Origin of the sequence: Paenirhodobacter ferrireducens, assembly GCF_004022265.1 — a bacterium.
GTDB classification, from domain to species: domain Bacteria; phylum Pseudomonadota; class Alphaproteobacteria; order Rhodobacterales; family Rhodobacteraceae; genus Rhodobacter; species Rhodobacter ferrireducens.
The window spans coordinates 37,888-55,549 of record NZ_SAVB01000026.1 but is presented as its reverse complement, the minus strand read 5'-3'; the positions used below and the strand labels follow the sequence as shown (position 1 = coordinate 55,549).

Annotated in this window: 13 protein-coding genes; 11 read left to right on the top strand and 2 right to left on the bottom strand. The window is 68.4% G+C overall.

The annotated features are described in order from the left end of the window. Nucleotides 1–455 precede the first annotated feature (455 nt). From EOW65_RS17235 to EOW65_RS17220, 4 genes are all read left to right on the top strand, one after another. Nucleotides 456–1,421: a TDT family transporter gene (locus EOW65_RS17235; protein WP_128151558.1), complete on the top strand. Its 966-nt coding sequence runs from the start codon at nucleotides 456–458 to the stop codon at nucleotides 1,419–1,421. 69 nt (nucleotides 1,422–1,490) lie between these two features. Continuing rightward, nucleotides 1,491–2,939, top strand: coding sequence for an IMP dehydrogenase (guaB, locus tag EOW65_RS17230; protein WP_128151556.1), 1,449 nt, complete (start codon nucleotides 1,491–1,493; stop codon nucleotides 2,937–2,939). Nucleotides 2,940–3,239: 300 nt separating this feature from the next. Beyond that, the gene (locus EOW65_RS17225) at nucleotides 3,240–4,412 is read left to right on the top strand and encodes an RsmB/NOP family class I SAM-dependent RNA methyltransferase (RefSeq protein WP_128151554.1); all 1,173 of its coding nucleotides are present in this window, start codon (nucleotides 3,240–3,242) and stop codon (nucleotides 4,410–4,412) included. A 220-nt stretch (nucleotides 4,413–4,632) separates the two neighbouring features. Then, nucleotides 4,633–6,816 (top strand): ATP-binding response regulator, encoded by a 2,184-nt coding sequence (locus tag EOW65_RS17220; RefSeq protein ID WP_128151603.1) that lies wholly within the window; start codon nucleotides 4,633–4,635, stop codon nucleotides 6,814–6,816. Nucleotides 6,817–6,831: 15 nt separating this feature from the next. On the opposite strand, the gene EOW65_RS17215 is transcribed toward EOW65_RS17220, so the two are convergent. Next, on the bottom strand, nucleotides 6,832–7,425 hold the full coding sequence (locus tag EOW65_RS17215; RefSeq protein ID WP_113901445.1) for a hypothetical protein: 594 nt from the start codon (nucleotides 7,423–7,425) through the stop codon (nucleotides 6,832–6,834). Between the two features lie 193 nt (nucleotides 7,426–7,618). Here EOW65_RS17215 and recA point away from each other — a divergent pair, with 193 nt between their 5' ends. From recA to EOW65_RS17195, 4 genes are all read left to right on the top strand, one after another. Next, nucleotides 7,619–8,686, top strand: a complete 1,068-nt coding sequence (gene recA, locus EOW65_RS17210; RefSeq protein WP_128151552.1) for a recombinase RecA — start codon at nucleotides 7,619–7,621, stop codon at nucleotides 8,684–8,686. Nucleotides 8,687–8,800: 114 nt separating this feature from the next. Beyond that, nucleotides 8,801–11,458 carry an alanine--tRNA ligase gene (alaS, locus tag EOW65_RS17205; RefSeq protein ID WP_128151550.1) on the top strand — a complete coding sequence of 886 codons (2,658 nt, stop codon included), beginning with the start codon at nucleotides 8,801–8,803 and terminating at the stop codon, nucleotides 11,456–11,458. Beyond that, nucleotides 11,458–11,748 carry a DUF1330 domain-containing protein gene (locus EOW65_RS17200; RefSeq protein WP_128151548.1) on the top strand — a complete coding sequence of 97 codons (291 nt, stop codon included), beginning with the start codon at nucleotides 11,458–11,460 and terminating at the stop codon, nucleotides 11,746–11,748. Before alaS ends, EOW65_RS17200 begins: the two co-directional genes overlap by 1 nt. A gap of 84 nt (nucleotides 11,749–11,832) precedes the next feature. After that, a complete protein-coding gene (locus EOW65_RS17195; RefSeq protein WP_128151546.1) occupies nucleotides 11,833–12,627 on the top strand; it encodes a class II glutamine amidotransferase in 795 nt (264 codons plus the stop codon). A 3-nt stretch (nucleotides 12,628–12,630) separates the two neighbouring features. Here EOW65_RS17195 and EOW65_RS17190 read toward each other — a convergent pair whose 3' ends face one another. Further along, complete coding sequence (locus EOW65_RS17190) at nucleotides 12,631–13,575, bottom strand: alpha/beta hydrolase family protein (protein WP_128151544.1); 945 nt, start codon at nucleotides 13,573–13,575, stop codon at nucleotides 12,631–12,633. Between the two features lie 239 nt (nucleotides 13,576–13,814). Here EOW65_RS17190 and cysS point away from each other — a divergent pair, with 239 nt between their 5' ends. The 3 genes from cysS to EOW65_RS17175 are packed head-to-tail and all read left to right on the top strand — an operon-like array spanning nucleotide 13,815 to nucleotide 17,642. After that, entirely contained in the window at nucleotides 13,815–15,203 is a 1,389-nt protein-coding gene (gene cysS, locus EOW65_RS17185) for a cysteine--tRNA ligase (RefSeq protein ID WP_128151542.1), read from the top strand. 46 nt (nucleotides 15,204–15,249) lie between these two features. After that, nucleotides 15,250–16,872 (top strand): citramalate synthase, encoded by a 1,623-nt coding sequence (cimA, locus tag EOW65_RS17180; RefSeq protein WP_128151540.1) that lies wholly within the window; start codon nucleotides 15,250–15,252, stop codon nucleotides 16,870–16,872. Then, nucleotides 16,869–17,642 (top strand): squalene/phytoene synthase family protein, encoded by a 774-nt coding sequence (locus tag EOW65_RS17175; RefSeq protein WP_128151538.1) that lies wholly within the window; start codon nucleotides 16,869–16,871, stop codon nucleotides 17,640–17,642. The genes cimA and EOW65_RS17175 overlap by 4 nt, the downstream gene beginning before the upstream one ends. Nucleotides 17,643–17,662 lie beyond the last annotated feature (20 nt).

Sequence of the window (17,662 nt, the reverse complement as noted above, 5' to 3'; positions counted from 1 at the left end):
CTGCGGCCTTACGTCGCGTCGCGAGGGGATGCTGCACTGCAGCTTGTGACCGCCGCGCCACGACAAGTGTGAAAACGCGGCATGCCGCCCGGTTGTGCGGCTGAAAGCGGTCGGGGCGAGGTGCGAAAGCGCGCCGGTGGCCCGGGCTGGCCGGCGGCGTGGTGGCAGGCGCGGGAAGGGATGTCATCCTGTCTCTCCTGACTCGGGGGGGGGCGGTGGTGTGTCCGATCAAGCCTGAATAAGGTGACGCGTCGCTTAACGGATGCCATGGAGCCGATCAGCCGTCACGACTTTCGATATCCTGGCAACAGCACAGGCCTCGGCGTGCCGAGCGAGGTCGGGCGGTCCGCCTGCGGCGATCGGCCCGGCTTTCCCTTGGCGGCGAAATATTGCAGTCTTCCGCGCGCCCGCAGGTCAGGACCGGCGGGCAGGGACAGACAGCGCGCGAGGACAGCATGGCCTTCCACCCCCCGAAACCCACGCCCAAGGGGCTGTGGCGGCGCACGCCGCCGGCGATCTTCCCGGCGACGCTCGGCCTGCTGGGCCTCGCGCTTGGGTGGCGCCGCGGCGTCGGGCAGTTCGCGCTTCCGCCGGGGCTTGCGGATCTGTTCCTCGGCGCGGTGACGCTGTTCGCGCTGTTCGCGCTGCTGACCTATGTGGTGAAGCTGATGCGCCGCCCGGCCGTCGGGCTCGAGGATCTGCGGATCCTGCCCGGCCGTGCAGGGCTGGCGGCGGCGGTACTCTGCCTCTATCTGCTGGCGCTCGTCTTCGCGCCGCTCTCACCTGCCCAGGCCCGGCCGATCCTGATCCTCGGCATCTTGGCGCATCTGGCGCTGACCGCCGCGGTGCTGTGGACCTTTGCCCATGGTCCGGCCGAGCAGCGCCGGGTGAACCCGGTCTGGCATCTGACCTTCACCGGCTGGATCGTTGCCGCGTTTGCCGCGCAGGGGCTGGGCCTTGCCACGCTGGCGCTTGCCCTGTTCTGGGGGGCGCTTGTCGTCGCGTTGGCGATCTGGAGCCTCTCGATCCGGCAGTTCGCCTGCGAAAGCGTGCCGGCGCCCCTGCGCCCGCTGCTGGCGATTCACCTTGCCCCCGCCGCGCTGCTCGGCAGCGTGGCGACCGGGTTCAATGCCGAGGGCATGGCGCTCGTCTTTGCCGCGCTGAGCGTGGTCCTGCTCGCGCTGTTCGTGATCCGCGCGCGCTGGTTGCTTGCCGGAGGCTTCAGCCCGCTCTGGGGAGCGCTGACCTTCCCGCTCGCCGCGACCGCGAATTTCTGGCTGGCGCTCGGCGGCGCCTGGACGCTGCCCGGGGCGGTGCTGCTGCTGGTGGCCACCGTGATCATCGTGCCGATCGCGCTGCAGGTCGCCAAGCTCTGGGCAAAGGGGACGCTTGCGATCAAAACCAACGCCGCCATCGCCTGAGGGGGCTTGCATCCGGCGCCGATGCGTGAAACAGGGGCGTGCCAAACGTAGCCTGCCAAGGAGATTCCGATGCAGATTCGCGAGGCGCTCACCTTCGACGATGTTCTTCTCGTTCCCGCCGCTTCCTCGGTCCTGCCGTCGGAGGCCGATGTTTCGACCTTCGTGACGAAGACGATCCGGCTGAACATTCCGCTCTTGTCCTCTGCCATGGACACCGTGACCGAGGCACCGATGGCCATTGCGCTGGCGCAGGCGGGCGGCATGGGGGTGATCCACCGCAACCTCACCGTCGCGCAGCAGGCCGAAGAGGTCAGCCGGGTGAAGCGTTTCGAAAGCGGCATCGTCTACAATCCGATCACGCTCACCCCGGAACAGACGCTCGCCGACGCGAAGGCGCTGGTCGCGCGCTACAACGTCTCGGGCTTCCCGGTGGTCGATGCCTCGGGCAAGGTCGTGGGCATCGTCACCAACCGCGACATGCGCTTTGCCACTGATGATCGCACGCCGGTCTCGGCGATGATGACGCGCGACAACCTCGCGATCCTGCACGAGCCCGCGGACCGCGAAGAGGCGATGAACCTGATGAAGGCGCGCCGGATCGAGAAGCTTCTCGTCACCGACGGCAACGGCAAGCTGACCGGCCTGCTGACGCTGAAGGACAGCGAGAAATCGGTGCTGCACCCGCTCGCGACGAAGGATGCCAAGGGCCGTCTGCGCGCCGCCGCCGCCTCGACCGTGGGCGATGCGGGCTACGAGCGCAGCTGCGCACTCGTCGACGCTGGCTGTGACCTGATCGTGATCGACACCGCGCACGGCCATTCGGCGGGCGTCGCGATTGCCGTCGAGCGGATCAAGAAATACCGCGAGGACGTGCAGGTGGTGGCCGGCAACGTGGCGACCGCTGCGGCGACGAAGGCGCTGATCGACGCGGGGGCGGATGCGGTCAAGGTCGGCATCGGCCCGGGCTCGATCTGCACCACGCGCATCGTGGCGGGCGTCGGCGTGCCGCAGCTCACCGCGATCATGGACGCCTGCTCGGGCGCGGGCGACGTGCCGATCATCGCCGATGGCGGCATCAAGTTCTCGGGCGATTTCTCGAAGGCGATCGCGGCGGGCGCAAGCTGCGCGATGGTCGGCTCGGCGATCGCCGGCACCGACGAGGCGCCGGGCGAGGTGATCTTGTATCAGGGCCGGTCGTACAAGTCCTATCGCGGCATGGGCTCGCTCGGCGCGATGGCGCGCGGCTCGGCCGACCGCTACTTCCAGAAGGACGCGGCCTCCGACAAGCTGGTGCCCGAGGGGATCGAGGGCCAGGTGCCCTACAAGGGGCCGGTGGCAACGGTGCTGCACCAGATGGTGGGCGGTCTGCGCGCCTCGATGGGCTACACCGGCAATGCCACGATCGCGCAGATGCGCGGCGGCTGCGAGTTCGTGCGCATCACCGGCGCCGGGCTGAAGGAAAGCCACGTGCACGACGTGCAGATCACCCGCGAAAGCCCGAACTACCGCATCGGGTGAGCGATGGTCGGGGCGCGCCGGCGCGCCCCGATGAAATGCTCTGGTGAGCGTTTCAAATCTCGAACGCCCGAAGCACAAGCGCAGGGCAGGCTGCACTTTCCTCCGCGAGGCCGCATCGCCGGCCTTGCGGCACCGCACAGAGAGGGGGCGCTGCCCCCTCGCGGCCAGGGCCGCTCACCCCCGAGGTATTTCCGGCAAGGAGAAAGCCCCTTGGTCTTTTTCTTGGCAAAAATACTCCGGGGGGTGAGGCCGCAGGCCGAGGGGGCAGCGCCCCCTTTTTCCGTCCCGAAAGGATCCCCGATGACCCCCGCCGCCCGTCTTGCCGCCGCAATCGCGATCCTCGACCAGCTGCGTGACGGCACGCCGGCCGAGCGGGCGCTGACGAACTGGGGCCGGGCGAGTCGGTTTGCCGGCTCGGGCGACCGAGCGGCGGTGCGCGACCATGTCTTCGACGTCTTGCGCTGTCGCGGCAGTTTCGCCGCGCTTGGCGGTGGCGAGAGCGGGCGGGCGCTGGTGCTGGGGCTCGCCCGGGCGCAGGGGCTGGATGTTGCCGCGCTGTTCACCGGCGAAGGCCATGCGCCGGCGCCGCTCTCCGACGAGGAGGCCGCGCGTCTGGCGCAGCCGCTGCCCGACGAGGGCGCCCTTGCCGATCTCGACTGGCCCGACTGGCTGCGCCAGCAGCTTCGCGCGGATCTGGGTGCCGATTATGCCGCGGTGAGCGCGCGGATGCGCGCCCGTGCGCCGGTCTTCCTGCGGGTGAACCTCGCGCGCGGCGACCGCGCCGCGGCGCAGGCGGCGCTGGCGGCCGAGGGCATCGCCACGCGGCCGCATCCGCTGGCCGAGACCGCGCTCGAGGTCGTCGAGGGGGCGCGGCGGATCCAGGCGTCGGCGGCCTATCGCGAGGGGCTGGTCGAGCTGCAGGACGCGGCCTCGCAGGCGGCGATCGCGCAGGTGCCGGTCGCGGCCGGGATGCGGGTGCTCGACTATTGTGCGGGCGGCGGCGGCAAGGCGCTGGCGCTGGCCGCGCGCGCGCCGGCGGCGCGGATCGAGGCGCATGACATCGATCCCGGCCGGATGCGCGACATTCCGGTGCGCGCGGCGCGGGCGGGCGCGCGGATCTCGACCGTGGCGCCCGGGCGGCTGGGGCGGGACTATGACCTGGTCCTGGTCGACGCGCCCTGTTCGGGTTCGGGCACCTGGCGGCGCACGCCCGAGGCGAAATGGCGGCTGACGCCCGAACGGCTTGCGGAGCTTTGCACGCTGCAGGCGCAGATCCTGCGCGCAGCGGCGGCACGGGTCGTGCCGGGCGGGCGGCTGCTTTACATGACCTGTTCGCTGCTCGATGCCGAGAACGCGGCGCAGGCCGAGGCCTTCGTGCGCGAGACCGGCTGGCAGGTGACCGAACAGCGCCGCTTCACCCCGCTGGACGGTGGCGACGGGTTTTTCGCGGCGCAGCTCGAACGCAGAGATTGACACGCCCGGAGGGTGTGTCTTCCATCGCGTTAAGGGGGCCTTAAGCCTTTTATCCCCGAATGCTGGAAAGACGAATCTGCAAAGGACGAGGCACGTGTCGCACACCGATCAGCCCCTGCTGCCCTTCGGTCGCGCTGCCGCGAAGCTCGCGCCCGGCGCAATCTATCTTCTGGGCGGTGCTCTTGTCGCGGCGGTCTCGGCCGTTCTGGTGCCGGAGCGGATGATGACGCTGCTGCTTGCCTCGGTCGCCGGAACCCTCGCTGTTCTGGCCGGGGTGGTGCGGCTTGCGGGCTTTGCCCTGGCGCGCCGGCAGGCTGGGCTGCGCGCCGCGATCTCGCAGTTCGTCGAGCAAGATGCCGCGCCCTCCTTCACCACCGATCCCGACGGTGAGATCACCTTTCAGAACGCCGCGGCGCTCGAGCGCTTTGGTTCGCGCGGCGGGCAGACGCTGTCGCATGCGCTGAATGAGGTCTTTGCCCATCCGACGGCGATGCTGGCCCGGATGCAGCAGAAGGCCGCGGCGCTTGGCGCGACGCGCGAGGATCTGGTGACCCGGCGCGGCCACGTCCGGCTGTCGGTGCACCAGATCGGCGAGGAAGGGTTCCTGTGGCGGCTTGAAGACATGGCTGAGCGGCCGATGGGCGGGCGCGGCGCCGAGACGATCAGCCTGCCGATGCTCACCGCCTCGCGCAGCGGCACGATCCTGTTCATGAATGAGTCGCTGCGCCGGATCGTCGGCGAGCGGGCGCGCACGCTCGACCGGATCTTCATCGACCTGCCGCTGCATCCGGGCGAGGAGCACGAGATCGCCACACCGGACGGCCCGCTGCGCTGCATCATTGCCGAGATCGAGGGGCCGGGCGGGCGCAGCGAGATCTATCTGCTGCCGCTGCCGGCAGGGCGCGTCGCGTCGCATGATCCGGCCTCCTTCGAGGCGCTGCCGGTGGCGCTGATGCGGCTTGGCGCCGACGGGCGGGTGCTGGCCGTGAACCGTGCGGCGCGCGCGCTGCTTGGTCAGATCGCACCCGAGGCGCGGCTGTCGGATCTGTTCGAGGGGCTGGGCCGGCCGGTCACCGACTGGGTCGCCGATGCCGTTGCCGGCCGGGCCGATCGCCGCCCCGAGGTGCTGCGTGCCCGTCGCGGCGACCGCGAGGTCTATCTGCAGGTCACGCTCAGCCGGATGGTCGAGGAGGGCAAGGTCGGCCTTGTCGCGGTGCTGTCGGATGCGACGCAGCTGAAGACGCTCGAGGCGCAATTCGTGCAGAGCCAGAAGATGCAGGCGATCGGCCAGCTTGCGGGCGGCGTGGCGCATGATTTCAACAACCTGCTGACCGCGATTTCCGGGCATTGCGACCTGTTGATGCTGCGCCACGACAAGGGCGATCCGGATTATGCCGACCTTGACCAGATCAGCCAGAACGCGAACCGCGCGGCCTCGCTGGTGGGCCAGCTGCTTGCCTTCTCGCGCAAGCAGACGATGAATCCGCGCATCATCGACCTGCGCGACACGCTGTCGGACCTCACGCATCTGCTGAACCGGCTGGTGGGCGAGAAGGTGGTGCTGCGGCTGAGCCATGACCCGGATCTGAAACCGATCCGCGCCGACAAGCGCCAGCTCGAGCAGGTGATCATGAACCTCGTGGTGAACGCGCGCGACGCGATGCCGGGCGGTGGCGAGATCCGGATCGAGACCGAGAACGTCACCCTGACCGAGGACCTGAAGCGCGACCGCGCCACCGTCGCGAAGGGGGACTGGGTGGTGGTGCGGGTGATCGACGAGGGGGTCGGCATCGCCGCCGACAAGCTGCAGAAGATCTTCGAGCCGTTCTATACCACGAAGCGCACGGGCGAGGGCACGGGGCTGGGTCTCTCCACCGCCTATGGCATCGTCAAGCAGACCGGTGGCTATATCTTCTGCGACTCGGTGGTGGCCAGCGGCAGCTGCTTCACCCTCTATCTGCCGGCGCACGAGCGGCTGGCGCTGGCCGAGCCCGGGCCGGTCGCGGCGTCCGAGCCTGCCGTCCCCGAGCGGGCGGTGAGTGCGACGATCCTGCTTGTCGAGGACGAGGCGCCGGTGCGCGCCTTCGCCTCGCGGGCGCTGAAGCTGCGTGGCTATACCGTCTTCGAGGCCGAGAACGCCGAGGAGGCGCTGCGCATCCTCGAGGACAGGAGCCTCGCCTTCGACGCCTTCGTCACCGATGTCATCATGCCGGGGATGGATGGGCCGAGCTGGGTCGCCGAGGCGCTGAAGGCGCGCCCCGACACCGCAGTGATCTTCGTCTCGGGCTATGCCGAGGACGTGTTCCGCGACGGCCGGCCGCCGGTGGCGAATTCGGTCTTCCTGCCGAAACCCTTCTCGCTGAGCGAACTGACCGCGACGGTGCAGAACCAGATCCGCCGCTGAGCGGCCAGCCCGGTCTCAGCCGAGCTGGCCGTAAAGGGTGACATCGGCGGCCATCGCCTCGCGCAGCTTCGCCTCGCTCTCGCGCGTCAGCTTGACGTCGGCGGCGGGCGGCACGTTGACCCGGGGCAGGGTGATCGCGCAGTCGAGCCGGTCCTCGAGGAAATGCACGAAGCGGTCGATAGCCTCGTAGCGGAAGATCCGGTCGACAAGCGGCTTGCCCTCGGCATCGGCCAGCACGTCGGATTGCCGGCCGATTTCGGCATGCAGCGGATCGGCTGGGTCGACATAGGCGCGGGCGAAGGTTTCGAAACTGTGCCGGCGGATCGCGGCCTCCTCGCCGTCGAAAGCATCGCGCTGGCGGAAGCGATACCACGACATCAGCCAGCCCACCGGCTCGCGCATCAGTGCGACGGTGGTGAAGCGCTCGCCGCTTGCGGCCTCGAGATAGGGCGCGAGATTGGAAAGATAATCCTGCGCGGACATATGCTTGAGCGGATCAGGCCGCTTCATCGCCACGGAGGCGAGCGGTTCCAGCGCGGCTTCGACCGCGCTCGAGCCGGCTTTGGGCGTTGCCAGAAAGACCAGTCGTTGATCCCAGAAGATGAGCATCCTGCCCTCGTTGTCTTGCCTCGTTCCTGCCCCGGGACAGGGGCGTGACGCAATCTTTTGCGGTCCGCATCCGGCAATAACCTGTTGCAATGTTCTCGTATTGTGCTCATAAGAATAAGAACGAACTGAGAACGAATGGCGGACGGCCCCGTGATTGCCGCGGTCGGCGCACTGTGGGATAAGGATGCGATCGATGTCAACGGCGGGCCTTTTCGAGATGAACGACAAACGCAGTGCGGACAAGCAGAAGGCGCTCGAATCGGCGCTGGCACAGATCGAACGGCAGTTCGGCAAGGGTGCGATCATGAAACTCGGCGGCGACAATCCCGCCACCGAGATCGAGGCGACCTCGACCGGCTCGCTCGGGCTCGATATCGCGCTCGGCATCGGCGGTCTGCCGAAGGGGCGGATCATCGAGATCTACGGGCCGGAAAGCTCGGGCAAGACCACGCTGACGCTGCATTGCATCGCCGAGGAGCAGAAGAAGGGCGGCGTGTGCGCCTTCGTCGACGCGGAACATGCGCTCGATCCGCTCTATGCACGCAAGCTCGGGGTGAACCTCGACGAGCTGCTGATCTCGCAGCCCGACACCGGCGAGCAGGCGCTCGAGATCGTCGACACGCTGGTGCGCTCGGGGGCGGTCAGCATGGTGGTGGTCGACTCGGTTGCGGCGCTGACGCCGAAGGCCGAGATCGAGGGCGACATGGGCGACGCGACCGTCGGCGCGCAGGCCCGGCTGATGAGCCAGGCGATGCGCAAGCTGACCGCCTCGATCGGGCGCTCGAACTGCATGGTGATCTTCATCAACCAGATCCGCATGAAGATCGGCGTGATGTTCGGCAGCCCCGAGACCACTTCGGGCGGCAACGCGCTGAAATTCTATGCCTCGGTCCGTCTCGACATCCGCCGCATCGGTTCGATCAAGGATCGCGACGAGGTGGTGGGCAACTCGACCCGCGTGAAGGTGGTGAAGAACAAGGTCGCGCCGCCCTTCCGTCAGGTCGAGTTCGACATCATGTATGGCGAAGGCATCTCGAAGGTCGGTGAGCTGATTGATCTTGGCGTCAAGGCGAGCGTGGTCGAGAAGTCGGGCTCCTGGTACAGTTACGGCGACGAGCGCATCGGTCAGGGCCGCGAGAACGCCAAGCAGTTCCTGCGTGACCACCCCGACATGGCCTATGAGATCGAGGATAAGATCCGCGCAAGCCACGGGCTCGACTTCAGCACCAGCACCGACGACGAGCCTCTCACCGAGGAGTGAGAGCGGGGCGAGCCCCTTGTGACGAGGCCGGGCAGTCGCCCGGCCTTTTGCTTTCTGGACAGGGGCGGGCGCGAAGGCTAAACGGGGAGCAAATTGCCCCGGAAGGCCAGAGATATGCCCAGCCTGAACGATATCCGATCGACGTTCCTCAACTTCTTCGAACGCAACGGCCACCGCGTCGTCGAAAGCTCGCCGCTCGTGCCGCGCAACGACCCGACGCTGATGTTCACCAACTCCGGCATGGTGCAGTTCAAGAACTGCTTCACCGGCGTCGAGAAGCGCGATTACGTCCGCGCCACCACCGCGCAGAAATGCGTGCGCGCCGGCGGCAAGCACAACGACCTCGACAACGTCGGCTACACCGCGCGCCACCACACCTTCTTCGAGATGCTGGGGAACTTCTCCTTCGGCGATTATTTCAAGACCGGCGCAATCCCCTTTGCGTGGGAGCTGCTGACCAAGGACTTCGGCATCCCGAAGGACAAGCTGCTCGTCACCGTCTATCACACCGATGACGAGGCGGCCGAGATCTGGAAGAAGGTCGCGGGCCTGCCCGACGAGCGCATCATCCGCATCGCCACGAAGGACAACTTCTGGCAGATGGGGCCGACCGGCCCTTGCGGCCCCTGCACCGAGATCTTCTTCGATCACGGCGATCACATCTGGGGTGGCCCGCCCGGCTCGAAGGACGAGGACGGCGACCGTTTCATCGAGATCTGGAACCTCGTGTTCATGCAAAACGAGCAGTTCGAGGATGGCTCGATGCGCACTCTCGACATGCAGTCGATCGACACCGGCATGGGGCTCGAACGCATCGGTGCGCTGCTGCAGGGCAAGCACGACAACTATGACACCGACCTGATGCGTGCGCTGATCGAGGCCTCGGCGAACGTGACGAGCCAGGACCCCGACGGCCCCGGCAAGGTGCATCACCGGGTGATCGCCGACCACCTGCGCTCGACCTCCTTCCTGATCGCCGACGGCGTGATGCCCTCGAACGACGGCCGCGGCTACGTGCTGCGCCGCATCCTGCGCCGCGCCGCGCGTCATGCCCACATGCTGGGCGCGAAGGATCCGGTGATGCACCGTCTGGTGCCGGCGCTGGTGCGGCAGATGGGCGAGGCCTATCCCGAACTCGTGCGCGCACAGGCGCTGATCGAGGAGACGCTGAAGCTCGAGGAAACGAAGTTCCGCACCACGCTCGACCGCGGCCTGAAGCTGCTTGACGACGAGGTCTCGACCCTGCCCGAGGGCGGCGTGCTGCCGGGCGATGCGGCCTTCAAGCTTTATGACACCTACGGCTTCCCTCTGGACCTCACGCAGGATGCGCTGCGCGAAAAGGGCATGACCGTCGACACCAATGGTTTCGACGCCGCGATGGCCGAGCAGAAGGCGAAGGCGCGTGCCGCCTGGGCCGGCTCGGGCGAGACCAAGGATGCCAAGATCTGGTTCGAGATCGCCGAAGAGAAGGGCGTGACCGAATTCCTCGGCTATGACACCGAGAAGGCGGAGGGCCAGATCCTTGCGCTGGTGCAGGACGGGGCCGAAGTGAAATCGGCCAAGCGCACGGTGCAGATCGTCGTCAACCAGACGCCGTTCTATGCGGAATCGGGCGGTCAGGTCGGCGATGCCGGCATCATCCGCACCGAGACCGGCGAGGCCCATGTGACCGACACCCGCAAGGTCGCGGGGGTGTTCCTGCACATCGCCGAGGTGACGATGGGCGAGATCTCGGTCGGGCAGGGCGCGCGGCTCGAGGTCGACCACAAGCGCCGCGGCGCGATCCGGGCGAACCACTCGGCCACCCACCTGCTGAACGAGGCGCTGCGCCGCACGCTGGGCGCGCATGTCGCGCAGAAGGGCTCGCTCAACGCCGAGGACCGGCTGCGCTTCGACTTCAGCCACTCAAAGGCGATGAGCGCCGAGGAGATCGCGACGGTCGAGGCCGAGGTGAATGCCTTCATCCGCCAGAATGCCCCGGTCGAGACCCGGATCATGACCCCGGATGACGCCCGCAGCCTTGGTGCGCAGGCGCTGTTCGGCGAGAAATACGGCGACGAGGTCCGCGTCGTGTCGATGGGCGAGCTGCTTGGCTCGGGCAAGGGCCCGGCCGGCAAGACCTATTCGCTCGAGCTCTGCGGCGGCACCCATGTGGCGCGCACCGGCGACATCGGCGCCTTTGTCGTGCTGGGCGACAGCGCGTCCTCGGCCGGCGTGCGCCGGGTCGAGGCGCTGACCGGGCAGGTGGCGCTCGACTATCTCAAGGGCCAGGCGGCGCTGGCGGCCGAGGCGGCAGCGACGCTGAAGACCTCGACCGCGGATCTGGTCGAGCGCGTCCATGCGCTGGCCGAGGAACGCAAGCACCTGGCGAACGAAGTGGCGCAGCTGCGTCGCGAGCTCGCCATGGGCGGCGGTGCGTCGGGTGGCCCCGAGGCCGAGGACATCGGCGGGGTCAAGTTCCTCGCCCAGATCGTCACCGGCGTCTCGGGCAAGGACCTGCCGGCGCTGGTCGATGCACTGAAGGACAAGGTCGGTTCGGGCGCGGTTCTGGTCGTCGCGGACACCGGCGGCAAGGCTGCGGTCGCGGCGGGCGTCACCGCCGACAAGACCGGCACCGTCTCGGCCGTCGATCTGGTCAAGGCGGCGGCGGCGGCGCTTGGCGGCAAGGGCGGCGGTGGCCGTCCCGACATGGCGCAGGCGGGCGGGGCCGATCCGTCGAAGGCCGCTGAGGCGGTCTCGGCCGCGCGGGCGGTTCTGGCGGGGGCGGTCTGATGCCCGGCGCCTACTGGATCGCGCATGTGACCGTCACCAACCCCGCGGCCTATGGCAGATATGCCGAGGCCGCGGGGCCGGCGATCGCCAAGGCGGGCGGCAAGTTCCTGGCCCGCGGCGCACGCTATGTGCAGCTCGAGGGCAAGGAGCGGGCGCGCAATGTCGTCGCCTGGTTCCCGAGCCTCGAGGCCGCCGAGGCCTGCTATCGCGGCCCCGAGTATCAGGCGGCGCTTGCCCATGCCAAGGGCGCGGCCGAGCGCGATCTGGTGATCGTCGAAGCGATCGAGTGACTTTGCGCGCCGTCATCGCCGTGTTACATTGCCGCAATGCAGCATGAGTGAGGGCGGCGCGTTTCGCGCCGTGTGAGAGCCAGAATGTGCCGTTGGGCCGCCTATATCGGACAGCCGACCTTCCTTGAGGACATCGTCAGCCGGCCGGGGCATTCGCTGATCCATCAAAGCCATTGCGCGACGCGCTGCCACACGGCGATCAACGCCGACGGATTCGGTGTCGCCTGGTATGGCGAGAAGCCCGAGCCCGGCCTTTACCGCGACGTGATGCCGGCCTGGTCGGACCCGAACCTGCGCTCGCTCACCGCGACGGTGAAATCCGGGCTGTTCCTCGCCCATGTCCGCGCCTCCACCGGCACCGCGACCTCGCGCAACAACTGCCATCCCTTCGTCGTCGGCCATTGGAGCTTCATGCACAACGGCCAGATCGGCGGCTTCGACGCCTTCCGCCGCGACGCCGAGATGATGATCCCCGATTCCCTCTATCCGCAGCGCAAGGGCGCGACCGACAGCGAGGCGCTGTTTCTGGTGGCGCTCGGCGAGGGGCTGGAGGCCGATCCGAAATGCGCGCTCGAACGGGCGGCCGCGCGGTTCGAGGCGCATGCGCGCGAGCGCGGCCATGCGCCCTTCCTGCGGCTGACGGCGGCGCTGTCCGATGGGGTGCGGCTTTATGCGGTGCGCTATGCCAGCGACGAGGCGGCGCCGACGCTCTATCACCGCTGGTCGGAAACCCGCCGCGGCCGCGCCGTGGTCTCCGAGCCGCTCGAGGATGACGAGGGCGACTGGCAGGAGATCCCGCCCGGGTCGTTTTGCACCTTCGAGGGCAAGTCGGTGCAGATCGAACCTTTCGCCCCGGCGCTGTGGCAGGCTGCGGCCTGAGCCTCAGACGGCTTCATTCCCTTTCTGAAGGGCGTCCAGCAAGGCCTTGCGCTGCTTGCGCAATTTCCAGTTGTCGAGACGCGACAGAGCTTCGTTCGCGGCGCGCAGCCCAAGGGTGAGGTGGCCCCGCGCGCGGGCATTCTCGAGCAGCAGGTCGACATAGCGCACCGAGTCGCGCCGCACCCGCAGCATCTGCGCGAGGCTTTCCTCGGTCAGCTCGCGGCGCAGCGCGGCGAGAGCGAGGGGTTTCAGGAGCTCCATCCGCATCAGCACCGGCGGCATCGCATGGCCGCAGTGGCGCAGCTTCATCTTCATCAGCTGCGGCGCGCGGATGCGGGCGACATGCGCCTTGTCCTCGGGAATGAAGGGGTCATAGAAGATATACCCGCCCTCGAGCGCCTTCGCCCCGCGTGCGGCATCGGCCTCGGGCGCGGTCCAGTCGCCCAGGCCCCGGCCATAGCGATAGCGCTTGTCGAAGGGCGCGGCGCGACGGTTCAGCGTGGATTGCGGGGCGAAGGCCACGGCATGGGCGCGCGGGAAATAGGGCGCCAGCGCGAGCGCGCCATAGCCGCCCATCGAGCTGCCATAGGTCGAGATCCGGGTGAACTCATCGTAAAAGCCGCTGTCGCGCAACTCGGCCAGCACGGCGAGGATCTCGGGCTCGCGGAACCAGTCGCCGCGCTTGTTCATCACGCCGAGGATCGACCAGCCTTGTTTCGCGATCAGCCCGTAGGCCCAGGGAAGCCGCTCGCCCTTTTCGTGATAGGAGGCGAGGTTGCCGAGGGTGACGACAAGGTGCTTCGCCGCTGCGCCTTCGCCCGGCAGATAGCAGAGGCTGTGGTGGGTATAGTCGCGCAGGAAGCCCTTGTGCGCCTCGACCAGTTCGAGACAGTGGGCATAGCTTTGCCCCTCGGCGGGGACGGGCACATCGGCGGGACGGATCGTCATCGAAAAGATCGCACTGGTTATGGTCGTTGCTGGCAGCGTGACCGAGGCCGGGAGCAATGTCCAGATCCCGAAGGGGCTTCACAGCGGCGCGGCGGCGCGCTAGAAACGGCGCATGAAGAACCGTGCCCCCCTCATCTGCATCATTATTTGCCGCTGACATCCGTCACGCGGGCCGTTCTTCGCATTTCCACAGATCGATGAACCTGCTAAGCCCGCGCCGGGAAAGCCTGCGAGGACTTATGACCGAGATCCGCCTGCACAACACGAAGACCCGCACCAAGGAGGTTTTCGTCCCGCTCGATCCGCAGAACGTGCGCATGTATCTGTGCGGCCCGACCGTCTATGACCGGGCGCATCTGGGCAATGCCCGGCCGGTCGTCGTGTTCGACGTGCTGTTCCGCCTGCTGCGGCTGGTCTATGGCGCGGCGCATGTGACATACGTGCGCAACTTCACCGACGTCGATGACAAGATCAACGCGACGGCGCGCGCGCGCAAGGAAGCGGGGGCCCTGGGCACGCTCGAGGAGCTGATCCGCGCCCGCACCGAGGAGACCATCGCCTGGTATCACGCCGACATGGACGCGCTTGGTGCGCTGCGTCCGACGCTCGAGCCGCGCGCGACCGATTTCATCGGCGCGATGATCGCGATGATCGCCGGGCTGATCGAGAGCGGGCACGCCTATGCCAAGGACGGGCATGTGCTGTTCCGGGTGCGCAGCTATACCAATTATGGCGCGCTCTCGGGTCGCTCGGTCGACGACATGATCGCCGGCGCCCGGGTCGAGGTGGCGCCGTTCAAGGAAGACCCGATGGACTTCGTGCTGTGGAAGCCGTCGGACGCCGATCTGCCGGGCTGGGACAGCCCCTGGGGCCGTGGCCGGCCGGGCTGGCATATCGAATGCTCGGCGATGTCCTATGAACTCTTGGGCGCGAGCTTCGACATCCATGCGGGCGGCATCGACCTGCAATTCCCGCACCACGAGAACGAGATCGCGCAGAGCTGCTGCGCCCATCCCGAGGGGCAGTTCGCCCGCTACTGGTTGCACAACGAGATGCTGCAGGTCGAGGGCAAGAAGATGTCGAAGTCGCTCGGCAACTTCTTCACCGTGCGTGACCTGCTCGACAAGGGCATCCCGGGCGAGGTGATCCGCTTCGTCTTCCTGCAGACGCATTACACCAAGCCGATGGACTGGACCGCCGAGAAGGCGGCACAGGCCGAGGCGACGCTGCGCAAGTGGCGTGCGCTCACCGCGGGCATCGAGCCCGCGCCGAGCGCCGCGCCCGAGGTGATCGCGGCGCTTGCCGATGACCTGAACACCGCGGGCGCGATTGCCGAGCTGCATGCGCTGGCTTCCGATCCGGCGCGGCTTCTCTCCTCGGCGCAGCTGATGGGTCTGCTCGAGCCCGCCATGGGGGCCTGGGCCGCTGCGCCGCAGGTGGATCTCACTGCCCATACGGCGCGGCTGTCCGATCTGCGCGCGGCGGCGATGGTCTCGAAGGATTTCGCCCCGGTCGACGCGATGAAGGCGGCCCTTGTCGCCGCAGGCGTCGAGGTGCGGATGTCGAAGGCAGGGGTCGAGCTCTTGCCGGGGGCGGGGTTCGACGCAGCGAAGCTGCCGCCGCTCTGAGCGGGCGCGGGCATCGGCGGAATTGAAGAGGCGGGAGGAGCCAGCCATGGGTCGCGAGCGACTGTATCTTTACGACACCACCTTGCGCGACGGTCAGCAGACCGCCGGCGTGCAGTTCGCGGTCTCCGAGAAGATCGCCATCGCGCGGGCGCTCGACGCGATCGGCATCGACTATATCGAGGGCGGCTGGCCCGGGGCGAACCCGACCGACAGCGAGTTCTTCGCCGAACGGCCCGAGACGCGCGCGACCTTCACCGCCTTCGGCATGACCAAGCGTTCGGGCCGGTCTGCGGCGAATGACGAGGTGCTGGCGGCGGTGATGAATGCGGCGACGCCCGCCGTCTGTCTGGTCGGCAAGACGCATGACTATCACGTCACCACCGCGCTTGGCCTGGCGCTGGACGAGAACATCTCGAACATCCGCGCCTCGGTCGAACATGTGGTGGCCTCGGGGCGGGAGGCGCTGTTCGACGCCGAGCATTTCTTCGACGGCTATAAGGCGAACCCGGCCTATGCCCTTGAATGCCTGCGCGCGGCAAAGGACGCTGGGGCGCGCTGGATCGTGCTGTGCGACACCAATGGCGGCACCCTGCCGCAGGAGATCGGCACGATCGTCACCGCGGTGATCGCGGCGGGGATCCCGGGCGACCGGCTCGGCATCCATTGCCACGACGACACCGGGCAGGCGGTGGCGGGTTCGCTTGCTGCGGTGCTCGCAGGCGTGCGGCAGGTGCAGGGCACGCTCAACGGTCTGGGCGAGCGCTGCGGCAACGCGAACCTCACCTCGCTCATTCCGACGCTGCTGCTGAAGGAGCCGTTCCGCTCGCAGCTCGAGACCGGGATCACCGATGCGGCGCTGGCCGGGCTGACCAAGCTCTCGCGCAAGCTCGACGACATCCTGAACCGGGTGCCGCTGCGCTCGGCACCCTATGTCGGCGCCTCGGCCTTCACCCACAAGGCGGGGCTGCATGCCTCGGCGATCCTCAAGGACCCGACCACCTACGAACATATCGACCCGGCACTCGTCGGCAATGCGCGGCTGATCCCGATGTCGAACCAGGCCGGGCAGTCGAACCTGCGCGCACGCCTCGCCTCGATGGGGATCGAGGTCGATCCGAAGGATGCCCGCCTTGGCGCGATCCTCGACGAGATCAAGGAGCGCGAGGACCGCGGCTATGCCTATGACGGCGCGCAGGCCTCGTTCGAGCTGCTGGCGCGGCGCGAACTCGGCCTGCTGCCCGAGTTCTTCTCGGTTGAGCGCTATCGCGTGACGGTCGAGCGCCGGCGCGATGCGCGTGGCCGGATGGGGCACCTGTCCGAGGCGGTGGTCGTCGTCAACATCGGCGGTGAGCGGCGGCTGAGCGTGTCCGAGGGGATCGTCGCCGACGGCTCCGACGGCGGCCCGGTCAACGCGCTCTCGAAGGCGCTGGCGAAGGACCTCGGCCCCTATCAGTGCCATATCGAGGACATGAAGCTGGTCGACTTCAAGGTCCGCATCACCCATGGCGGCACCGAGGCGGTGACCCGCGTCATCATCGACAGCGAGGACAGCAAGGGGCTGCGCTGGTCGACGGTGGGGGTCAGCCCGAACATCGTCGACGCCTCCTTCGAGGCGCTGCTCGACGCGATCACCTGGAAGCTTGCGCGCGAGGGGGTGCAGCCGGCATGAGCGATCTCGGGCAAAGCGTGGCCGCCGCCGCGGCGCGGGTCGAGGCGGGCGATCCCGACCGGTTCGCGGCGACGATGGCGGTGCCGGCGGAGGAACGCGCGCGGCTCTGGCCGCTTTACGCGGCGAACCTCGAGATCGCCCGCGCGCCCTGGGCCTCGGCCGAGCCGATGGTGGCCGAGATGCGGCTGCAATGGTGGGTCGATGCGCTCGAGGCGCTGGCCGAGCAGGGCCATGAACCACGCCATGAGATCGGCGCGGCGCTGGTGCCGCTGCGTGCGGCGGCTCCGCATCTGCTGGCGCTGGCCGAGGCGCGGCGCCGCGATTGCTGGAACGAGCCCTTTGCCGATGCGGCGGAGCTTTCGACCTATCTGGCGGAGACCTCGGGCACCCTGTTTCGTGCGGCGGGGCTGGTTCTCGGGGCCGATGCGGCGGCGCAGGCAGCGCTGGCGCGTTTCGGCGCGGCGGCGGGGCTTGCGGCCTGGTTCCGTGCCGTGCCCGAGCTGGTTGCCCGCGGTCGCGCGCCACTGCCCGACGAGGCGCCCGAGGCGATCTCGGGCCTTGCCAGAGTGGCGCTGGCCGAGCTTGCCGCGGCGCGCGCCGATTTGCGCCGCGCCCCCGCACCGGTGCGCCGCGCCATGCTGCCCGGCTGGCAGGCCCCGGCGGTGCTCGACCTGGCGGCACGCGCGCCCGGGCGGGTGGCGCAGGACGGGCTTGGCCGTTCGGAATTTTCCCGCCGCTTCGGCCTGTTGTGCGCGGCGCTGACAATTTGACGCCAAGGCATCGAGCTTAA

Excerpts from the sequence above, each read along its gene's own strand:
- guaB (WP_128151556.1), top strand. The coding sequence starts at position 1,491 with ATGCAGATTCGCGAGGCGCTCACCTTCGACGATGTTCTTCTCGTTCCC.
- EOW65_RS17200 (WP_128151548.1), top strand. The coding sequence starts at position 11,458 with ATGCCCGGCGCCTACTGGATCGCGCATGTGACCGTCACCAACCCCGCG.
- cysS (WP_128151542.1), top strand. The coding sequence starts at position 13,815 with ATGACCGAGATCCGCCTGCACAACACGAAGACCCGCACCAAGGAGGTT.
- EOW65_RS17215 (WP_113901445.1), bottom strand. The coding sequence starts at position 7,425 with ATGCTCATCTTCTGGGATCAACGACTGGTCTTTCTGGCAACGCCCAAA.
- EOW65_RS17225 (WP_128151554.1), top strand. The coding sequence starts at position 3,240 with ATGACCCCCGCCGCCCGTCTTGCCGCCGCAATCGCGATCCTCGACCAG.
- EOW65_RS17190 (WP_128151544.1), bottom strand. The coding sequence starts at position 13,575 with ATGACGATCCGTCCCGCCGATGTGCCCGTCCCCGCCGAGGGGCAAAGC.
- cimA (WP_128151540.1), top strand. The coding sequence starts at position 15,250 with ATGGGTCGCGAGCGACTGTATCTTTACGACACCACCTTGCGCGACGGT.
- EOW65_RS17195 (WP_128151546.1), top strand. The coding sequence starts at position 11,833 with ATGTGCCGTTGGGCCGCCTATATCGGACAGCCGACCTTCCTTGAGGAC.
- EOW65_RS17235 (WP_128151558.1), top strand. The coding sequence starts at position 456 with ATGGCCTTCCACCCCCCGAAACCCACGCCCAAGGGGCTGTGGCGGCGC.
- alaS (WP_128151550.1), top strand. The coding sequence starts at position 8,801 with ATGCCCAGCCTGAACGATATCCGATCGACGTTCCTCAACTTCTTCGAA.
- recA (WP_128151552.1), top strand. The coding sequence starts at position 7,619 with ATGTCAACGGCGGGCCTTTTCGAGATGAACGACAAACGCAGTGCGGAC.
- EOW65_RS17220 (WP_128151603.1), top strand. The coding sequence starts at position 4,633 with ATGATGACGCTGCTGCTTGCCTCGGTCGCCGGAACCCTCGCTGTTCTG.
- EOW65_RS17175 (WP_128151538.1), top strand. The coding sequence starts at position 16,869 with ATGAGCGATCTCGGGCAAAGCGTGGCCGCCGCCGCGGCGCGGGTCGAG.